This window comes from Paraburkholderia phenazinium (assembly GCF_900141745.1).
GTDB classification, from domain to species: domain Bacteria; phylum Pseudomonadota; class Gammaproteobacteria; order Burkholderiales; family Burkholderiaceae; genus Paraburkholderia; species Paraburkholderia phenazinium_B.
The window spans coordinates 98,150-116,501 of record NZ_FSRM01000002.1; the positions used below are offsets into that span (position 1 = coordinate 98,150).

At 61.6% G+C, this 18,352-nt stretch carries 18 protein-coding genes; 5 read left to right on the plus strand and 13 right to left on the minus strand.

The window, feature by feature from the left end:
- Positions 1 to 2: 2 nt before the first annotated feature.
- The 3 genes from BUS06_RS20525 to BUS06_RS20535 all read right to left on the minus strand — a co-directional run bounded on the left by BUS06_RS20525 (position 3) and on the right by BUS06_RS20535 (position 3,077).
- Positions 3 to 875, minus strand: a complete 873-nt coding sequence (locus BUS06_RS20525; RefSeq protein ID WP_074266291.1) for an ABC transporter permease — start codon at positions 873 to 875, stop codon at positions 3 to 5.
- A complete protein-coding gene (locus BUS06_RS20530; protein ID WP_074266292.1) occupies positions 862 to 1,932 on the minus strand; it encodes an ABC transporter ATP-binding protein in 1,071 nt (356 codons plus the stop codon). Before BUS06_RS20530 ends, BUS06_RS20525 begins: the two co-directional genes overlap by 14 nt.
- A 77-nt stretch (positions 1,933 to 2,009) precedes the next feature.
- Positions 2,010 to 3,077 (minus strand): ABC transporter substrate-binding protein, encoded by a 1,068-nt coding sequence (locus BUS06_RS20535; RefSeq protein ID WP_074266293.1) that lies wholly within the window; start codon positions 3,075 to 3,077, stop codon positions 2,010 to 2,012.
- A 137-nt stretch (positions 3,078 to 3,214) separates the two neighbouring features.
- Between BUS06_RS20535 and BUS06_RS20540 the strand changes: the two genes are divergently transcribed.
- The 4 genes from BUS06_RS20540 to BUS06_RS20555 all read left to right on the plus strand — a co-directional run bounded on the left by BUS06_RS20540 (position 3,215) and on the right by BUS06_RS20555 (position 7,176).
- Positions 3,215 to 4,138, plus strand: a complete 924-nt coding sequence (locus BUS06_RS20540; protein ID WP_074266294.1) for a LysR substrate-binding domain-containing protein — start codon at positions 3,215 to 3,217, stop codon at positions 4,136 to 4,138.
- A gap of 94 nt (positions 4,139 to 4,232) precedes the next feature.
- On the plus strand, positions 4,233 to 4,958 hold the full coding sequence (locus BUS06_RS20545) for a GntR family transcriptional regulator (RefSeq protein ID WP_143787623.1): 726 nt from the start codon (positions 4,233 to 4,235) through the stop codon (positions 4,956 to 4,958).
- 75 nt (positions 4,959 to 5,033) lie between these two features.
- Positions 5,034 to 6,287: an MFS transporter gene (locus tag BUS06_RS20550; RefSeq protein WP_074266295.1), complete on the plus strand. Its 1,254-nt coding sequence runs from the start codon at positions 5,034 to 5,036 to the stop codon at positions 6,285 to 6,287.
- Positions 6,288 to 6,309: 22 nt separating this feature from the next.
- Positions 6,310 to 7,176, plus strand: coding sequence for an amidohydrolase family protein (locus BUS06_RS20555; RefSeq protein WP_217272827.1), 867 nt, complete (start codon positions 6,310 to 6,312; stop codon positions 7,174 to 7,176).
- On the opposite strand, the gene BUS06_RS20560 is transcribed toward BUS06_RS20555, so the two are convergent.
- The 9 genes from BUS06_RS20560 to BUS06_RS20600 all read right to left on the minus strand — a co-directional run bounded on the left by BUS06_RS20560 (position 7,173) and on the right by BUS06_RS20600 (position 15,950).
- The gene (locus tag BUS06_RS20560) at positions 7,173 to 8,123 is read right to left on the minus strand and encodes a dihydrodipicolinate synthase family protein (RefSeq protein WP_074266296.1); all 951 of its coding nucleotides are present in this window, start codon (positions 8,121 to 8,123) and stop codon (positions 7,173 to 7,175) included. The genes BUS06_RS20555 and BUS06_RS20560 overlap by 4 nt on opposite strands.
- Before the next feature lie 58 nt (positions 8,124 to 8,181).
- The gene (locus BUS06_RS20565) at positions 8,182 to 9,504 is read right to left on the minus strand and encodes an MFS transporter (protein ID WP_074266297.1); all 1,323 of its coding nucleotides are present in this window, start codon (positions 9,502 to 9,504) and stop codon (positions 8,182 to 8,184) included.
- A gap of 66 nt (positions 9,505 to 9,570) precedes the next feature.
- Entirely contained in the window at positions 9,571 to 10,917 is a 1,347-nt protein-coding gene (locus BUS06_RS20570; RefSeq protein ID WP_074266298.1) for an MFS transporter, read from the minus strand.
- 69 nt (positions 10,918 to 10,986) lie between these two features.
- Positions 10,987 to 12,411 carry an FAD-binding oxidoreductase gene (locus BUS06_RS20575; RefSeq protein WP_074266299.1) on the minus strand — a complete coding sequence of 475 codons (1,425 nt, stop codon included), beginning with the start codon at positions 12,409 to 12,411 and terminating at the stop codon, positions 10,987 to 10,989.
- A gap of 86 nt (positions 12,412 to 12,497) precedes the next feature.
- A complete protein-coding gene (locus BUS06_RS20580; protein ID WP_074266300.1) occupies positions 12,498 to 13,382 on the minus strand; it encodes a dihydrodipicolinate synthase family protein in 885 nt (294 codons plus the stop codon).
- Between the two features lie 202 nt (positions 13,383 to 13,584).
- Positions 13,585 to 14,280 (minus strand): GntR family transcriptional regulator, encoded by a 696-nt coding sequence (locus BUS06_RS20585; RefSeq protein WP_143787624.1) that lies wholly within the window; start codon positions 14,278 to 14,280, stop codon positions 13,585 to 13,587.
- 112 nt (positions 14,281 to 14,392) lie between these two features.
- On the minus strand, positions 14,393 to 14,632 hold the full coding sequence (locus BUS06_RS20590) for a hypothetical protein (protein WP_074266301.1): 240 nt from the start codon (positions 14,630 to 14,632) through the stop codon (positions 14,393 to 14,395).
- A 418-nt stretch (positions 14,633 to 15,050) separates the two neighbouring features.
- Positions 15,051 to 15,341: a DUF4148 domain-containing protein gene (locus BUS06_RS20595; protein WP_074266302.1), complete on the minus strand. Its 291-nt coding sequence runs from the start codon at positions 15,339 to 15,341 to the stop codon at positions 15,051 to 15,053.
- Between the two features lie 159 nt (positions 15,342 to 15,500).
- Positions 15,501 to 15,950, minus strand: a complete 450-nt coding sequence (locus BUS06_RS20600; RefSeq protein ID WP_074266303.1) for a hypothetical protein — start codon at positions 15,948 to 15,950, stop codon at positions 15,501 to 15,503.
- Positions 15,951 to 16,066: 116 nt separating this feature from the next.
- On the opposite strand from BUS06_RS20600, the gene BUS06_RS20605 reads away from it, so the two are divergent.
- Complete coding sequence (locus BUS06_RS20605; RefSeq protein WP_074266304.1) at positions 16,067 to 16,657, plus strand: IMPACT family protein; 591 nt, start codon at positions 16,067 to 16,069, stop codon at positions 16,655 to 16,657.
- Positions 16,658 to 16,671: 14 nt separating this feature from the next.
- Here the strand turns inward: BUS06_RS20605 and BUS06_RS20610 are convergent, their stop codons facing one another.
- Complete coding sequence (locus BUS06_RS20610; RefSeq protein ID WP_074266305.1) at positions 16,672 to 18,333, minus strand: GMC family oxidoreductase; 1,662 nt, start codon at positions 18,331 to 18,333, stop codon at positions 16,672 to 16,674.
- Positions 18,334 to 18,352 lie beyond the last annotated feature (19 nt).

Sequence of the window (18,352 nt, forward strand, 5' to 3'; positions counted from 1 at the left end):
CATCAATCGAAGATGTGCTTGAAACGACGTTCGGCGAGCCGGCTGCAGCCCATCACGATCGCCACGTTGGCGATCAGCAGCAACACCGCAATCGTCGCGCCGAGCGGCCAGTTGAGCGTGCCGAGGAATTCGTCGTAGGCCGCCGTTGCAACCACCTTTAGTCGCCGGCCGCCAATGAGCGCAGGCGTGGCGAACGCCGAGGCAGATAACGCAAATACGATGATCGAACCCGATAGCACGCCTGGCAGGATCTGCGGCAGCACGACTCGCCGGAATACGCGCAGCGGCGACCCGCCAAGCGACAGGCCTGCCCATTCGACCTGCGGATCGAGCTTTTGCAGCGTTGCCCACACCGACATCACCATAAAGGGCACCAGTACGTGGGTGAGTGCAATCACTACACCGGTCATGGTGAAGACAAGACGGATCGGCTCGGAGGTGAAATGCAGCGCCTGCAGTGCGTTGTTAAGCACTCCGTTGTTGCCGAGCAGGATCTGCCAGCCCAGCGTGCGTACAACCACCGAGATCAGCAACGGGCCGAGCACGATCAGCAGGCACACCGACTGCCACGGCCGCTTCATGCGCGCGAGCACGATCGTCTCGGGCACGCCGAGCACAATGCACAGCGCAGTCACCGCGAAGGCGAGTCCGGCTGTGCGGGCGAAGATTGCGCCGTAGTAGGGATCGGTGACTACCTTTAAGTAATTCGACAACGTATAAGCCGCAAGCGTGCCTTGGCTGTCACTAAAGGCATGGAACGATAGCACCAGGGTCAGCACGAGCGGTACCAGCAGCAAGCCGCCGAACAGCAGCAGCGCCGGCCCGGACAAAAGCCACGGCGCCGCGCCCGCGCGATCGTGGTCAAGAGTGGCCATCGGGCTTCTCCTTCTCGAGCATGCGCAGGTCGTCATCGGACCACGCAAGACCGACGTGCTGGCCTTCTTCTGGCGGCGGCGCACCGAAGTTAGGCTGCGCCACGCTCAGGCGTCCGATGCCGGTGTCGACCTGCAGCAGCCACTGGTTGCCGACGAACACCCGCGTCGTGATGCGGCCGCTCGCGCGCGCATCCGCATCCGCCAGACGAACCTTTTCTGGGCGGATATACACGTTGACATCGCCTTGCGCAGGCCGCCCTTCATGCGGCACCCTGAGCGTAGTACCCGCCACATCCACCTCGGCGCAGCGTCCATTGCGGCGTACAACGGCTCCCGACAACAGGTTGGTCTTGCCGAGGAAGGTCGATGCAAAAGCCGTTTTCGGCCGTTCGTACGCTTCGAATGGCGTGCTCAGTTGCGCGATCGTGCCACGATGCATGACCGCGATGCGATCGCTCATCGTCATCGCCTCGACCTGGTCATGCGTCACGAGGATCGTCGTGATGCCGAGGCGCTTCTGGATGGCGCGCAGTTCGATATGCATCTCCTCGCGCAGCTTGGCGTCGAGGTTCGACATCGGTTCGTCCAGCAACAGCAGTTCGGGACGCATCGCCAGCGCGCGCGCAATGGCCACACGTTGCCGTTGACCGCCCGACAGTTCCTTCGGATAGCGACTGCCCAGGCCGTTCAGACGCACGAGTTCGAGCACTTCGGCCACGCGTTCGGCACGCGCCGCGCGCTTCATATTGCGCATTTCCAGGCCGAAGCCGACATTGCCCTCTACCGTCATGTGTGGAAACAGCGCATAGCTTTGAAATACGACACCCATGCCGCGCTTTTCGGGCCGCTCGTGTGTGATGTCACGTCCATCGAGCCTGATCGTGCCGGTGCTCGGCGTGATGAACCCGGCTACCATCTGCAGGGTCGTGGTCTTGCCGCAACCGGACGGTCCAAGCAGCGACAGGAACTCACCTCGCTCCACTTCAAGGTCGATCTGCTCGATCGCAGTGAAGTCGCCGTAGCGCTTCGATATGCCTTTGAGTGTCAGGAAACTCATGTGCGTCCCTGTGAGGGTAGCGATGGGCCGAACAAGCGGCGCGGCAGCCGCAGGCCCACTCGGCGGCGCTTAAGGACTCAACGCTCGACGCTGCGATTCCAGCGCTCGGTCCATTCCGCGCGATGCTGATTGATGGTCGTCCAGTCGACGGCGATCAGCTTCGCCACCTGATCTGGACCATACGGTACGCGTGCCGCGACTTCCGGTGCCAGCTTGACGGTCTTGTTGACCGGACCGAGCCCTATCGCCTTGGCCTGGATAGCCTGCACTTCCGGACTCAACAGATACTGGATGAATTGCTGCGACAATTCGGGCTGCGCGTTTTCGGCCACCACGCAAGCCGCGACCTGCAGCGCGATACCGCCTTCCTTCGGATAGAAGAACTTTAACGGAAAGCCCGTGTTCTGCAGCGCAACCGCGCGGCCGCTACCGTACGGTGCAAGAATCACGTCGCCGTTCTGCATCAGGCCGTCCATTTCGCCTGGCGTCGGCGCCCACGACAGCACGTCCGGCGCGACCTGGTTTGTCATCGCGGCGAAGCCTGGATCGATGTTCTTTTCGCCGCCGCCATTTAGCCGCGCGAGCATCACGAGCGCGTGCAAGCCGTACGTGTTGGTGATCGGCGGCATGCCAAGCTTGCCCTTCAGACGCTTGTCGGTCAGCACGGTCCAGGAATCCGGCGCGGGCAGGCCCATCTTCTTGAAGGCTTCCTCGTTATAGCCGATCCCCGTCGCCACCATGCCGACGCCCACCGCAGTCGGGCCGAGGTGCGCGAGCGGATACAGGTCGTTCATGACGGGGGCGTCCGCGATTTTCGAACACAGGCCCATCTGCATGGCCTGGTACATCGGACCGTCGTCCATGACAGCGACGTTGATCTGCTCATGGCCCTTCTGCGCCTGCAGCTTCGCCAGCGTGTCGCTCGAATTGCCCGCCACATAGACGATCTTGACGTTGTGCGACTTCTCGAACGCCGGGATGATCGTCTGCCGGTACATCTGCTCGTTCGAACCGCCGACGTTGGCCACGTAAAGCGTGGTGTCGGCCTGCGCCACCAGCGGCCCGCACAACACACCGGCAATGCCGAGTGCGGCCAGCAGCAAACGGACAGATAGCGGACGAGGGTTTCGCTGCGGGTATCGCATGGGCTGGTCTCCAGTCAATGTGCTGCCGGGCACTTGCGGGAATACATGTGAGTTGAAAAGATTCTGTCGGGCAAAATGCATAACGTCCAATACGAATAAAATAACAATCCATACCAATCTGATATGGGTTGCGTGCGATGAATCTGAAGCACATTGAAGCGTTTCGGGCTGTCATGCTGGCGGGATCCATGACCGCAGCAGCAAAGGAGTTGTTCACTTCACAACCGAACATCAGCCGGCTCATCACGCAGCTGGAACGCGAAACCGGGCTGCTGTTGTTCCAGCGCAGCGGCGTCAGACTGATCCCCACCAGCGAAGGCAACGCCTTCTTTCGCGAGGTGGAGCGCGCTTATGTCGGGCTTCAGGGACTGACCAACGCGGCCGCGCAGATCAAGAACCTGGGCAGCGGGCGCCTGCGCATCGCAGCCATGCCTTCCGCGGGTCTGACGCTGGTGCCGCATGTCATCAAACGCTTTCAGGCATTGCGGCCGGAAGTCACCGTGTCGCTTCACGTAAATACCTCGGGGACGGTCAATCACTGGACCTCCTCGCAGTTCTGCGATCTGGGCGTAGCGGTCTACAAGAGCGAAGCGTCCACCTGCGAAGTGGAACTGTTGTCGGAAGCCGCAGCGGTATGCGTGCTGCCGGCCGGCCATCGCCTGACGAAGAAGTCCGTGCTGAAGGCCGAGGACTTTCAGGGCGAAGCGTTCATCTCCCTCTGTCATGGCGACGGCACCCGGACGCAAATGGACGAGGCCTTCGAACGCGCCGGAGTCCAGCGGGTACTCGCCATCGAAGCGCAGTATTCGGCGATCTGCTGCGAGATGGTGCGTTGCGGGATGGGCGTAACGCTGGCGCACCCCATCGTCGCGCGCGACTTTGCGGGGCCCGGCATCGAGATCCGGCCGTTCAAGCCCGCGGTGCTGTTTCCCACGTATCTGCTGTATCCGCCGCATCAGCCGCGCGATCGCCTGACGCTCGAGTTCGTCCACTTATTGCGCAAGGAGCACCAGGACCTGCTGGACAGTTTTGAAAAGCCGCGCCGTCCGAGCCGGCGTTAAAAGCTTGATATAGCGGCCGTTCAGGGAAAACCCCGATCCTCATCCGATGCGATTCATATAAACATATATATGAATTTTCACCAGCCATCGGACCTTGAAGATCTTGGACGACCGCATTCCCCGCTATCACCGCCTGCGCGACCAGTTGGCCGCCCGCATTGCCGCGCTTGAATGGCAGCCGCAAGACCCGTTGCCGACCGAACAGGAACTGGCGCTCGCCTATGGCCTTGCAGTCGGCACGGTACGCAAGGCGGTGGACCTGCTTGAGCGTGAAGGACTGGTCGAACGCTTCCAGGGACGCGGCACCTTCGTGCGCCGCGCCGCCTTCGACCGTTCGTTGTTCCGCTTCTTCCGCTTTCACTCGCCCTCGGGTGAGCGACGCGTCCCTGAGAGCCGCATTCTCGAGCGCGCCGTGATGCGCGCGCCCAAGGCGGTCGTGGCGAGATTCAGCCTCAAAACGGGCGCCAAAGCGATCCGGCTGGCGCGCTTGCGGCTGATCGACGACCAGCCGATCGTGGCCGAGCAGATCTGGTTGCCGTATGAACCGTTCGTTGCGCTGGCCGACTGCCCGATCGAAGAGTTCGGTCCGCTGCTCTATCCATTCTATGAACAGCGCTGCGCCCGCGTGGTGGCGCGCGCCGACGAACGACTGACGGTAGAGACCGCCAATGAAGAGGATGTCGCCACGCTGCGAGTGGCGGCACACAGTCCGATCGTCGTGATCGAACGGGTTGCCTTCGGTTACGACGGCGCACCGCTCGAATGGCGTCTTTCGCGAGGCGCCGCGCAACACTTTGCGTACGACATTGAGATTCGCTGAGCGGCGCGTCGTCACGCATTTTTGGGGTTTAACAAGCAGCATCGTCGACGCCGGCATACGGCGCGTGGAGTCCAGATGTTTTCCTGGTATGGCGAAGTATCGAAGAACGAGCGGCGCACGTTCTGGGCCTGTTTCGGCGGCTGGGCGCTCGATGCGCTCGACGTGCAGATGTTCAGCCTCGTGATTCCTGCGATCATCGCCGAATGGGGCATCAGCAAGACCCAGGCGGGGCTTGTTAGCGGCGTGACGCTGGTTGCGTCGGCGCTGGGCGGCTGGATTTGCGGCGCGGCAGCGGATCGCTACGGTCGCGTGCGCACCTTGCAGGTTACGGTGGCCTGGTTTTCGGTTTTCACGCTGCTATCCGCGTTTGCACAAAATTTTCCGCAGTTCATCGTGCTGAAGGCTCTGCAAGGTTTTGGCTTTGGCGGCGAGTGGGCAGCCGGCGCAGTGCTGATGGCCGAGACCATCAGCAACCGGCATCGCGGCAAGGCAATGGGCGCTGTGCAAAGCGCATGGGCCGTGGGCTGGGCCGCAGCGGTGCTGCTCTATGCAGGGGTGTTCTCGTTCCTGTCGCCCGCGCTCGGCTGGCGTGTGATGTTCGGTATCGGTATCCTGCCGGCGCTGTTGATCATCTACGTGCGGCGCAACCTCAAGGAGCCCGTTGTCGCCGCGAAGAAGGGTGCGCAGGAAGGTAAGCCTGGCTCCGCCGAACGCGTCCCGCTGCTCTCGATTTTCGCGCCGGATGTGCTACGCATGACGCTGATCGGCGGCCTGCTCGGCGTCGGCGCACATGGTGGCTATTCCGCATTGACCACCTGGTTGCCCACCTTTCTGAAGACCGAGCGGCATCTCTCCGTGCTCGGCACCGGCGGCTATCTCGCGGTCATCATCCTCGCGTTCTTTTTCGGCTGTCTAGCAGCGTCGGTGTTGCTCGATGCCATCGGCCGCCGCCAGACCATCCTGCTGTTTTCGGTCTGCTGCGTGGCGACGGTGATCCTGTACGTCTTCCTGCCGATGTCGAATCAGGCCATGCTCGCCTTAGGCTTTCCGCTCGGTTTCTTCGCTGCCGGAATTCCCGCAAGCATGGGCGCGCTCTTCAACGAACTCTATCCGCGTGGCACGCGCGGTACAGGTGTCGGCTTCTGCTATAACTTCGGACGAGTGGTCTCGGCCGGCTTCCCGGTCATGGTCGGACATCTTGCCGGTCAGTTTTCTCTGGGCTTCGCGATCGGTATCGATGCTGCGATCGCTTACGCAATCGTCGCGGTTTCGATCCTCATGCTGCCGGAAACGCGCGGTCGTACACTAGACGAAGAGCCTGCAGCCTGATTTGAGTGTCACGAATTCACGAATGACTGCTTCCAACGGTACGCCCGCCCTCCACGCTACTACGTTGCCCATCACGGGCATCGACGGTCACGCGCACGTGTTCGTGCACGGCTTGGCACTCGCATCAGGCCGGCGCTATGCGCCAGCCTACGAGGCCACGCTCGAAGACTATCGCGCGATGCTCGCGAGCCTGGGCCTATCGCACGGTGTTCTGGTTCAACCAAGTTTTCTCGGCACCGACAACAGCTTTCTACTGTCGTGCCTCGACGCACATCCCGAACAGTTACGCGGCATCGTCGTAGTGGATCCAGCGCGCGATATCGCGCAGATCGAGGCGTGGCACGCGCGCGGCGTGGTCGGCGTGCGTGCCAATCTGATCGGCACCGCGTTGCCCGACTTTGGCGATACGGTATGGGCGCCGTTTCTCGAGCGCATGGCGGACCTGGACTGGCATTTCGAGGTGCAGATCGAAGCAGCACGTCTTTCCGCGATTGCGCCCGCCGTGCTTGCCAGCGGCGTGCATATGGTGGTCGATCATTTTGGCCGCTTCGATCCGGCGCTCGGCACCGGTGACCCCGGCTTCGCCACCCTGCTCTCGCTCGGCCCGACGCGACAGGTGTGGGTGAAAGTGTCGGGTGCGTATCGCGTGAGCCCCGAGCGCGATGATCCGGCTGCGGCATTGGCGGCAGCAGTCAGCGCATGGCCCGCGCTGGTTCGTGAATTCGGCGTCGACCGTCTCGTGTGGGGCACCGACTGGCCGCATACGCAATTCGAAGACGTGCAGAACGCACGGCTGACTCGCGATCAACTCGAATCCTTCGTGGATCAGCCGGATCAGTTACGCACCGTGCTGGTCGATACGCCCGCGTCGCTGTTCCAGTTCCGCTAACGCACCGCAGCGATCCGCGCGCGGAAGTGCTCGGTGCCGGCAACGATCTTGTCGAGCACCGCGTCGAGTGCCCAGAAGCGTTCGCGCACGTCGTAGTCGATCACGCGGCAGCGAATCGAGTTGAATGTGCCGATACGCTGATGGTAGATCTTCGCGAGCGCCGGGTAGCCGAGCGCCTCCGACACTGCCGCAACCACCATAAACGTCGACAATTCTTCGGCTAGCGCCGGATCGCGAGCACTCTCGCTACGCAGCCATTGGTAAAGATCCGGATGAAAGTTGGTGAATACACCGTTGAAGCCTGCCGAGCCGGCCTTCATCGCATCCCACGCGATTGCGGCATTCGCATTCAATATCTTCAGCGGTGAACCCTCTGCCAACGCGACACGCCGTTTCACGGTGGACAGATCGCAACTGACATCCTTAAGCATGACGAAGCGACCGGTGTCGATACACGCTTTTAGTTCCTCGTCGGAAAGCAGCCGCCGATACGGCGCAGGGCACTCGTATAACCCAAGCGGCAGATCGGACGGCAAACGCTGCAGCAGGCGCCGCAGATTCGTCAGAAAGGTGGCCGTGCCCTCACGCTTCGGATCCAGCCGATTCGTGACCAGCACCACCCCTTGCGCCCCCGATGCTGCCGCAGCCAGCAGTTCTTCAGCCTGCGCATCCGGATCGTCGCTGATATGGCCGGACGCGACCACGGGCACCCGCCCCGCCACCTTATCCACCACAAAGCGCGCGAGCGCGGCACGCTCCGCAAGACTCAGAAACTGCATCTCGCTCGACTGCGCGACTGCGAACAACGCATCCGAGCCATGCTCGAGATACCACTCGATCAGGCGCTCGAGTCCGCCGTAGTCGATCGCACCGCTCTCGTCGAACGGCGTCAGCATCACGGGAACAATGCCCTCGATATCACCAGCGGGCTTCGATGTATCACCCATCAACCTCTCCTCAAAGATACTGTTTCAATCGCGACTCGCAACGCGTGTCTCGCTCCCGTCATGCGGGTACGTGAGCCACGCCCGCCGCGCTTTCCTGTTCGGGAATCGGTTTGCGCACCAGCAGCAGATAGGCCATCGCCCCGGCGCCTGCGATGCCCGCCGCCGTCAATAGCGCCGGCACGAACGACGACGCCTGGGCGATAAAGCCGGTCGCGATCGGCGCCAGCGCGCCGCCGAGAAAGCCGCCGAAGTTCTGGATGGCTGCCAGCGACGCGATCCGGCTGGGCGGCGCTGCTGCTGTCGCCAATGCCCATGACGAAGCCGCCGCCGCGTTGCCTAAAAAGACCACCACCGAAATGCAGGCGACCGCGATCGCATTGCTCTCGACGAGAGCAGCCGGAATCGTGAAGACCATCATGCCGAGCATCGAGACCACCACCGCGTTGCGGCGGCTCGCCACCGGCGAACGGCTGCCCCGGGTAATCAGATCGGAGAACCAGCCCGCCACCAGCGAGCCGACGATGCCGCACAGGAACGGCACAGATGCCGCGAAGCCGGTATGGATCAGGCTCATGTGCCGCTCGATCGTCAGATAGCCCGGCAACCAGGTCAGATAAACCCAGTTGAGATACACCGAGCCGAAGAAGCCGATCAGCATCCCCCAGGTCGTCCCATACGAAAACAGACCGCGCCATTCGGCGAACGTGAGCTTGGGGGGTACTTCGCCTGCAGACTGGCTGCCCTCGTCGAGATAGCAGCGCTCCGCCTCGGTCATCTGCGACTTGTCCGGATCGCGGTACAACGCAAACCAGATGATTGCGACCACAAGACCCAGCATGCCCGTTGCAATAAAGGCCCAACGCCAGTTGAAGGACACCACGACAAACGACAGGCATAGCGGTGCAAGCGCGCTCCCCAACGGCGAGGCCGCGTTGTAGATGCCGGTGGGCGTGCCGCGCGAGCGCAACGGGAACCAGTTGCTCACGACCCGGGCGGCCGAAGGAAACTGCGGCGCTTCGCCAATGCCGAGCACGGCGCGTGCAACGATAAAGAAGCCGAAGCTGGACGCGAGGCCACCCGCCATCTGCGCCAGCGACCACACAACAAGCCCGATGCCCAGCAGCCGGCGCGGGCCAATGCGATCGACCAGTCCGCCAATCGGTAACTGACACACAGCGTAGATCCACAGAAATGCGGACAGCAGCAGGCCCATCTGACCGAGCGAAAGTCCGAGCTCGGCACGAATCATCGGGTTGGCGACAGCCAGCGTGCCGCGATCCATGTAGTTGACGACACCGCTCACCATCAGCAGCACGAGCGCGACATGCTGGGCTCGGCGGATTGCTGGCGGGGCGGGCTGACTTTGCGCGGTATCGCTCATGCTCGCTGTCTCCGTCTCATAGCAGGTATGACTGCGTCATCGCAGTTGTTTGCCACCTCGTGCGTGTCAAACTTCAGCGCGCAAAGGCTCGGCCGGATCGGACACGCGGCGATCGGCCTGCGCGGGACGCAGCATGGCAAGCAGAAGTGCCGCTACGAGGCCGCTCGCCGCAAGCACATAAAGTCCCGCAGGCACCGAGTGAAACGACGCCTCGACGGCATTGCGCACGGTCGGCGCAAAGAAACCGCCAAGATTGCCGATCGCGTTGATCACCGCGAAACCGCCCGCCGCTGCGGTGCCGCCCAGATAGGCCGCTGGAAATGTCCAGAAGATCGGCTGTACCGTCATGATGCCCATCGTGACGAAACAGAGGGCCATGATCGCCCCAACGGGACCCATATTGGCCGATACCGCAAGACCACACGCGATAGAGAGAGCCGAGAGCACCGCGAAACCACGCCGGTGTCCGGTACGCACCGCGAAGCCCGGATAAAACGCACCCGCCACGATGGCGCAGGCCCACGGAATGGCCGAAATCAGCCCGACGTGCAGGCCCACTTTGACATGCAGCAGCGCGCTTACCTGGGTCGGCAAATAAAACGCCACCCCGTAGCCTGCAATCTGGATCGAGAAATAGAGGAGCGCGAAATGCAGCAGCTTCGGATCGACCAGTGCGGCACGGAAAGTCATCTTGCCGATTTTCTGTTTCTGCCGATCTTCAGCAGCAAGTGCACGCGCGAGCGCTCGTGCTTCATCGCGCGGCATCCACTTCGCGTCTTCGGGACGATTACACAGATAGAAATAGCCGCACACGCCTACCACCGACGCCAGCAGGCCTTCGACCAGGAACATCAATTGCCAGCCGTGCAGGCCGAACAGGCCATCGAGCTCAAGCAGCATGCCCGATAGCGGACCGCCCAGCATCAACGCGAGCGGCGAGCCGAAGTAGAAGATCCCCATGATCTGTCCGCGTGCGCGAGCCGGAAACCAGTACGTCATGTAGAGAACCGCACCTGGGAACAGTCCCGCCTCGGCGGCGCCCAGAAAGAACCGGATGAACGAGAACAGCGAATCGCTCGACGCGTATGCCATGGCCGCCGAAATCAGCCCCCATGTGACCATGATGCGCGAAAGCCAGACACGCGCGCCGACACGATGCATCATCAGATTGCTTGGCACTTCGAACAACGCGTAGGCGATGAAGAAAATACCTGCGCCGAAGGCGAATGCAGCGTTGCTCACGCCCGTCGACGCCTGATAGGACTGCTGCGCAAAACCGATGTTCGCCCGATCGAGGTACGACAGCATGTACATCAGGATCAGAAACGGCACGATCCGCCACTTGGCGCGCCTGATTGCGCGCTCCACCAAAACCTCTTCATCGCCGTGCACGGGGTGCAGGTTCGTCTCCATCTCGTCTCCTTGTTGTTCCCTTGAAGGGATACCGCATCCGGTCTCGTGCCGGTGATCGTGGACGGCGGTTTAAACCACCTTGCCGGGATTGAGCAGATTCAGCGGATCGAGCGCGGCTTTCAGGCGGCGCATCAGGGCAAGCTCAGGTTCGCTGCGCGTGTACGGCAGCCACGGCTTCTTGGTGATGCCGATGCCATGTTCAGCTGAGATCGTCCCACCGAACTTTTGTACGAGACCGTAGACAATCGCGGTGATCTCTTGTTTCGGTTGCGGCGAAGCACCCGGCACGCAGGCGACGATATGCAGGTTGCCATCGCCGACGTGCCCATAGAAGAGTGCAACCGCGTCGGCAAAGCGGGCGCGCAAGGCTGCGAGACATGCGTTCACGTATTCGTCCATGACCGCGACCGGCAAGCCGATGTCGAATGGTTCGTGAGGCCCGAGGACCTGCGGAAATTCCGCACAGGCATCGCGCACGCCCCAGAACGCCTGTACGTCCGCGAGCGATTGAGCCAGCGCTCCGTCGGCGAGTACGCCTTCTTCGATCTGATGCATCAACCAGGACTCGAAACGCGGAGCGTCGTACGCCGCATCCATCCCCTGGGCTTCGATCAGCACGTAGCAGGCATGCTCGCCCGGCAGCGGATTGCTCACGCCGGGTACACGCTGCGTGACCGTCTGCCAGTAATCCGGCCACATCACCTCGAAGGCGGACAGGAGCGGCCCTAAACCGCGGCGTGCCGCGTTCAGAAACACGACCAGCTTGTCGTAGCTTTCGAGTGCGCACAGCGCTGCCATCGTGCAGCCCGGTTTGGCAGACAGGCGCAGGACCATGCGCGTGATGATGCCGAGTGTCCCTTCGCTGCCGATGAACAGATGCTTGAGGTCATAGCCCGCATTGTTCTTCAGCATCTTGTTGAGATTCGTCACCACGCTGCCATCCGGCAGCACGACTTCGAGCCCCAGCACCATTTCACGCGCCATGCCGTAGCGGATCACACGGTTGCCGCCCGCGTTCGTAGACAGATTGCCGCCGATCGCGCACGAGCCACGCGCACCGAGGTCCAGGGGAATGAAGAAACCGGCCTCATCCGCGGCCTCCTGCACGTTCTGCAGCGGCGTGCCCGCCTTGACCGTCATAGTTGCCGATGCAGGGTCGATCTCTTCGATCCCCACCATGCGCTCGAGCGACAACGCCACCGCCCCCTCGATGGGCCTGGCGCCGCCGCACAGTCCCGTCAATCCGCCCTGCGGTACCACCGGGACGCGATACTGCGCACAGATGCGCATCGCCGCAGCCACGCCGGGCGTGTCCGTAGGACGCAACACCGCCAGGGGCCGCTGGGGCCCGAGCGTGCTCCAGTCCTGTTCGTTACGTGTGGGGATGTCGTTGCCGGTCAGCACAGCGGCAGCACCGAGGGCATCGCGCAATGCGGCGAACAACGCCTCGGATGTATCGCCGGCCCTCTCGGGCAAGCAGATTTCGTGGTCCATCGTGTCTCCTTCCCTGTTTTCGCAGCGTGCGCGGGTTCGCATCGGCCCGGTGCGTGAATACCGGGCGGTGGATTGCGCTTACCCCGTCACACCGTCGTCCGAGCTAGCAGCGCGCGCGGCAATGCGGCTTTTACATCCGCGTCAATCGCCATGAGCGGCGCGCGTACGCGGCGCCATCCGTCGTTGCCCTGGCAAGCGGCGACCCATGCCTTGAGAAGCGGCACAAAGGGCTGACCTGCCACTGCCCGCAGCAGATCCTTTAGCACGCCGAAGTCTGTGTCCTGTTCGCTGTCGTAAGACGCGCGAACCTGCTCTGGCGCGATGTTGGCCAGCCCGCAGATCGATCCGGCAGCGCCCGCTGCCCGCGCGCGTCCAATCGTGTCCTCTGCGCCCACATAGACTTTCAGGCCGGGATGATTGCGGATCAGCGCGAGCGAATGATCGAGGTTCCCGCTGCTGTCCTTGATGCCGTCTATCACGTTCCCGTAGCGCTGACGCAGTGTCGCGATCGCCTGGTCGTCGAAACTCACTCCGGATACCTGAGGAATGTGATAGAGGATGACGCGCAAGCCCGGATCGCCGGCGGCGTCGATCACCTGACCGATCGATTCGACCACGCCGGCGCTGCTGACATCCTTGAAATAGAACGGAGGTAAAAGCAAGACACGGCGGCAGCCCTGCGCCAGCGCATGCCACGTCAAGGAGATCGCGTCGCCCAGTGCTGCAGCGCCCGCGCCGACCACCAGATCACCACTGCTGATTCCGCGCCCGAGCAGCCCTTCGAGCGCTGCGCTCCGTTCGGCGACCGTGAACGACTGGCCCTCGCCGGTCGTGCCGAACAGAGTAATGCCGTGTAAGCCGCGCCGCAGCAGATCTGCCGAATGCTGCGCCAGCAGCGCCACATCCGCGCGGTTCGCAGCATCGAGCGGCGTCGTCACTGCTGCCAGCACGCCCTGTCCTTCGAAAGACATAACCCGTCTCCTTCAGTCATACGTCCCGGCGGCGCCACCTCCGCACGGGCGTTCGAAATCGATCCGGCGCGACCCAGCCATCATCCAATGACGGACCGAACTGTAGCTGACATGTTAGTTAGAAATCAGTGGGCCGTCAAAGAAGAATTTTTACGGAGCGTAAGCGATATGCCTCGGGCCGACCTGGCGGCCCGTAGCCCTGCTAGCCGAAGTTGCCCATCGAGCGCTGGCGCGCGTTCTCGATATGCGTGCCGAGCAGACCGACCGCTTTTTCCACGTTGCGCTCACGAATGGCCGCGATCAGTTCGAGGTGTTCATCCATCGTCGGAACCACCACCTCGGGCTTCAGGACCACATGTTCGAGGCGGATCAGGCGGATGCGCAGACTGTTGACGCGATAGATATTGGAGACGATATCGTTGCCCATCGCATCGATCATCATGTCGTGCAGACCCCAGTCGACTGTCTGGGCGTCGTTGAGAAGACGATCGTCGATTTTCTTGGCAACCGCCCGGCGCACGATATCCCTGTGCGCCCGCTCGATTTTTTCGAGGTCGGCGTCGGATGCGGTACGGGTGAAATTTGCAACCGCCTCCCGCTCAAGCATGAGGCGCAGTTGAAAGGCGTTGCGGATCAACCGCAGATCGACATGACAGACCTGCAGACCGCGGTTCGGCACGGTCTTGATGAGACCCTCGGCTTCGAGGCGCGGCACCATTTCACGAATCGCGCCAAGCGGCATATCGGTCAGGACCATCAGTTCGCGTTGCGAGACGAATTGCCCAGGCCGGATATTGGCGTTCAGGATTTGCTGCGTGAAATTTTCATAAGCGACGAGGCGGAGAGACTTTCCCTGGCTCTCGTCCAGGTCCGTCTTTGCCGGTGTCATTGTATTCATAGCCGGTCTCGCGTACGTGTTGGTTGCACGGCAACATGTTAGCACGTACGTGTACGCTGCCAGCCGTCGCGAGATGGGGGCGGAGAGTCACGCGGCGATGCGCATTGGCCCCTTACTCATATACATTGATATGCCGATCGAGGTAGATAATTGCGGCATCAGGAGATTCGGCCTCATAGATCGGCTTGCCCGCGTAGAGAACTGTGCAGCCGCGTACCGAGAGTGCGGGAAGCGGGTCCCTGGCGGTGAAGCCTGCTGTAGCGGTAGCGTCAATCTCGCAGGCGAACAGGAGATCGCCTGCGCTGGCCAACTCGAATTCGAATGAAGGCGATAAGCAAAGATCCCTTCGCATAGGTAATTCCGGTCACATGGTCCGTCTGGGAGCACACATACTCTCACCACAATTTGAATATCCCTATGTGCAGACTCTTACGCTTCATTTCCGGCAAATCGCAACAGACGAGTATCCCCGTTTGCTCACCGGCGCAAGCGGGCGCAGCTCGAGAAAGATTTAGTAACGGTCGCGAAGGAAAAAGCGCCCAGACCGCAAAAGTCTGAGCGAAGCCATCGGGAGCCCGACGGCGGAGGTATTCAAGGTGACAAGGCGAAAGCGGCGCGCTACTGCGGTCGAAACCGGTAGCGAGCCCGCTCTCTGCACGGCGCCGCTCGGCGACCGTGCGCACTCATAGCGTGGTGTTCAAACGGCCAGATGCGCCCGCTATTCTTCCGCAGCGCGGAATCAGGGCATCAATGCATCAGTGGCAGGGCCTTTAGTTCTGGTTGGAACTCGACACGGCCGGCTTCGCCATATCCGACGAACCGTTTGCGACGCCACCCACATCCGTCGCACCGTTTTGTGCTGCTATTTTGGCCTCAGCAGCCTGAATCTGCGCAGGATAAGCGTTTTGGTCACCGTCGCCCGGGTAATAGCCAGCCTGTTCGACCTGGACCAATTGAGCGTGCACTTCCGCACGGGTGAGAGGCTGGTTCGATTGAGCGAACACAGCAACCGGTGCAGCAAACGCAGCGGCAACGACAACGGTTTGAATAAGGGATTTCATGGCTAATACCTCCAGACTTTTGTTTGTCCTGCTACGAACAACCCTGTTCGTCAGTCAGCGTCTACAGTCTAGGTAAGTACGCGTTTAAGATTAACCCCCGCGTCCGAAAGGGATTATTGTCAAATAGCCGTTAACCCTAATGAAAGGTTGACCGTTGGCTCAATGCCTGCTGGCTCTGCGAAGGCCCAAGGCGCCCATGATGGCCCCGGCGATGCCCGTAATCGCGCCCACAATGCCCGCGATCAGGGCCACGTAGCTGATCCAGTTGGTGGTGGTCTCGGGGACCTTCGCGGGAAGTGCCGATGCGATCACGACAGGCGGCGGCGCGGAGACTTTGTTCGGCGGAGCTTCCGCGGGAAGCGCGGTTGCGGTCACGCTCGGGGTCGCCACGACCGATACGGACGTGGACGTCCCAGGCGTTGCATAAAGCCCTGCAGCGAGCGCCATGGATGCGGCCGGGGTATCCCGTGCGATATCGCCAGCCAAAGCGACCGTCCCATGCGCTGAGAAAAGCAGCGTTGCCACGAGCGGTAGCAGACGGCCCCTCGCACGTCGTGATTGGCAAGCGGATGCGTCGATGCGCGCCGCTGTGAAGCGTTCTTGTTTCATCCCCCGTCCATCCAGGCACCGTGTAGGCATATCATGTCGTAGCCTGTCCATCGGGGTCAATATAGGTGCGGCAGAAAACGGCGTTCAGGCAAATGATTTAATCGAGTTCCATCAACGTGAGTCACACTCTTTCAACATCCGTCTCTGCAGAACTCGAAATCCGCAAGAGCCGCTTTATCGCCTATGCCATTCCCGTTGCGGACCGCGATGCTGCGATGGTCGAACTGCGCCGCCTGCGTGAAACGCATCCCGCTGCTACACACGTGTGCTGGGCGTTGCTCGCCGGGGGACATTCCGGCATGTCCGACGACGGCGAGCCTTCCGGCACCGCCGGCAGGCCGATCCTCGAAGTACTGCGCCATCACGATCTCGACGGCGTGCTGGCCGCCGTCGTGCGCTACTATGGCGGGGTGAAGCTGGGTGCGGGCGGCCTCGTGCGCGCGTATGCCGATTCGATTGCTCGTGTGCTGCAGGACGCGCCGCGCATCGAACGGATTGCGCAAACCTTGTTGACAGTGGAGATCGGCTATCCCGACGAAGCGCGCGTGCGCCGCTGGATCGAACAGGAAGGTTATGCGCTTGCTGATAGCGGGTATGAAATGGAAGTGCGGCTGACGATCGGCATGCCTGTTACCGCACTGGACGCGGCGCGCGAAGCCTTGCGGGATATGACGCAAGGACGCGCCGTGTTGCACGACGCGCCGTGACGCCCGGCTGATACTCAATGCGTCGCCGCTAACTCCGGTTGGGTGCGCTTGAGCGCGACTTCCATCAGCGCATCTTCGAGAATCATCTGAGCCCCTTTCTCCGCCACCATCATCGTCGGCGCATTGATATTGCCGGACGTGATGTTCGGGAAGATCGACGCATCCACCACGCGCAAGCCTGCGATGCCGTGTACGCGCAGGCGTTCGTCGACCACAGAAGTCTGCGCATCGGAGCCCATCGCGCATGATCCACACAGGTGGTAGATCGAACCCGACTGCTCGCGGAAATACTGCAGAAAACCCTCTCGCGTATTGACCTGCGGCCCTGGTGAAATCTCTTCGACCGTGATGCCCTGCAACGCCGGCGTGGCCATCACCTTGCGCACCAGTTCACAACCCTGAATCACTTCGTCGATGTCTTTGTCCGTGGTCAACGCGTTGATACGAATCTTCGCCGCGTCTTCCACACGGTTCGAGGCGATTTCGATCGTGCCGCGGCTCGTCGGCCGGCATGGATTGAACGCCAGCAGGAAGCCAGAATATGGTTCCGGCTCGAGGCTCGCCTTGCTGCTCTTAGGAATGCGATACGACAACGGGTTGAAATAGAGCTGCAAGTTAGGCTGCGCCTCCTGGTCGTTGCCCTTGAAAAAGCCACCGGACTGATTCACGCTCATCGCGAGCGGCCCCTTGCGGGTCAACAGATACTGCAGACCCAGCTTGAGCTTGCCGAGCAGCGGCCGCATTTCGTCGTTTAACGTCTTCACGTTGGCGCGATAGTAGAAGCTTACGCACAGATGATCCTGCAGATTTTGCCCGACTGCCGGCAATTCATGCACGAGCGGAATGCGATGCTGCGCGAGCAACGCCTTGGCGCCGACGCCGGACAGCTGCAACAGCTTCGGCGTATCCACTGCGCCAGCCGACAAGATCACCTCACGATTCGCTAAAAACCTGCGCTCGCTGCCGCCCTGCTTGACCACTACGCCCGTCGCACGCTTGTTGGTGTCGAACAGCACCTGGCTCACCAGCACGTCACGTTCGACGCTCAGATTCTTGCGCTCCAGTACCGGATGAAGATATTCGAAGCTGCTCGACGAACGTTGCCCGTTGCGCGTGTTCACATCGTAAATGCCCGCACCTTCGAACTGCGCACCATTGAAGTCTTGAGTCCGCTGATAACCCGCCTGCTCGCAGCCCTTCAAAAACACGTGGCAAATCGGATGTACGGCATCCTTCATCGGTGAAATGCGAATTGGGCCATCTTGGCCGTGATATTCAGTATTGCCAAGAGGATGCGACTCGAGCTTGCGGAAATACGGCAGCACGTCGTTAAACGACCAGCCTTTGTTGCCCGCGGCCGCCCAGTCGTCGAAATCGTGCGGTTGACCGCGCACGAAGATCATTGCGTTGATCGATCCCGAGCCGCCCTGCACCTTGCCGCGCGGACAATAGATTGGCCGGTTGTCGAGTTCCTTTTCGGGCTCGCTGTAGTACATCCAGTTATAGGTTTCGTTGTAGTACGTTTTGGTGAAACCCACTGGGACCTTGAACCAGAACGAGCTATCTTTGCCGCCCGCTTCGAGCAGCAGCACCGAGTATTCACCCGAGGCCGTCAGGCGATTCGCGAGGATGCAGCCCGCAGAGCCGGCGCCGACGATAATGTAGTCGTAGTTCATGGTGTAGTTCGCCCGATGG

Coding starts and splice junctions, on each gene's coding strand:
- BUS06_RS20535 (WP_074266293.1), bottom strand. CDS start 3,077: ATGCGATACCCGCAGCGAAACCCTCGTCCGCTATCTGTCCGTTTGCTG.
- BUS06_RS20525 (WP_074266291.1), bottom strand. CDS start 875: ATGGCCACTCTTGACCACGATCGCGCGGGCGCGGCGCCGTGGCTTTTG.
- BUS06_RS20555 (WP_217272827.1), top strand. CDS start 6,310: ATGACTGCTTCCAACGGTACGCCCGCCCTCCACGCTACTACGTTGCCC.
- BUS06_RS20600 (WP_074266303.1), bottom strand. CDS start 15,950: ATGAAACAAGAACGCTTCACAGCGGCGCGCATCGACGCATCCGCTTGC.
- BUS06_RS20590 (WP_074266301.1), bottom strand. CDS start 14,632: ATGCGAAGGGATCTTTGCTTATCGCCTTCATTCGAATTCGAGTTGGCC.
- BUS06_RS20565 (WP_074266297.1), bottom strand. CDS start 9,504: ATGAGCGATACCGCGCAAAGTCAGCCCGCCCCGCCAGCAATCCGCCGA.
- BUS06_RS20550 (WP_074266295.1), top strand. CDS start 5,034: ATGTTTTCCTGGTATGGCGAAGTATCGAAGAACGAGCGGCGCACGTTC.
- BUS06_RS20610 (WP_074266305.1), bottom strand. CDS start 18,333: ATGAACTACGACTACATTATCGTCGGCGCCGGCTCTGCGGGCTGCATC.
- BUS06_RS20570 (WP_074266298.1), bottom strand. CDS start 10,917: ATGGAGACGAACCTGCACCCCGTGCACGGCGATGAAGAGGTTTTGGTG.
- BUS06_RS20580 (WP_074266300.1), bottom strand. CDS start 13,382: ATGTCTTTCGAAGGACAGGGCGTGCTGGCAGCAGTGACGACGCCGCTC.
- BUS06_RS20575 (WP_074266299.1), bottom strand. CDS start 12,411: ATGGACCACGAAATCTGCTTGCCCGAGAGGGCCGGCGATACATCCGAG.
- BUS06_RS20560 (WP_074266296.1), bottom strand. CDS start 8,123: ATGGGTGATACATCGAAGCCCGCTGGTGATATCGAGGGCATTGTTCCC.
- BUS06_RS20595 (WP_074266302.1), bottom strand. CDS start 15,341: ATGAAATCCCTTATTCAAACCGTTGTCGTTGCCGCTGCGTTTGCTGCA.
- BUS06_RS20585 (WP_143787624.1), bottom strand. CDS start 14,280: ATGAATACAATGACACCGGCAAAGACGGACCTGGACGAGAGCCAGGGA.
- BUS06_RS20530 (WP_074266292.1), bottom strand. CDS start 1,932: ATGAGTTTCCTGACACTCAAAGGCATATCGAAGCGCTACGGCGACTTC.
- BUS06_RS20540 (WP_074266294.1), top strand. CDS start 3,215: ATGAATCTGAAGCACATTGAAGCGTTTCGGGCTGTCATGCTGGCGGGA.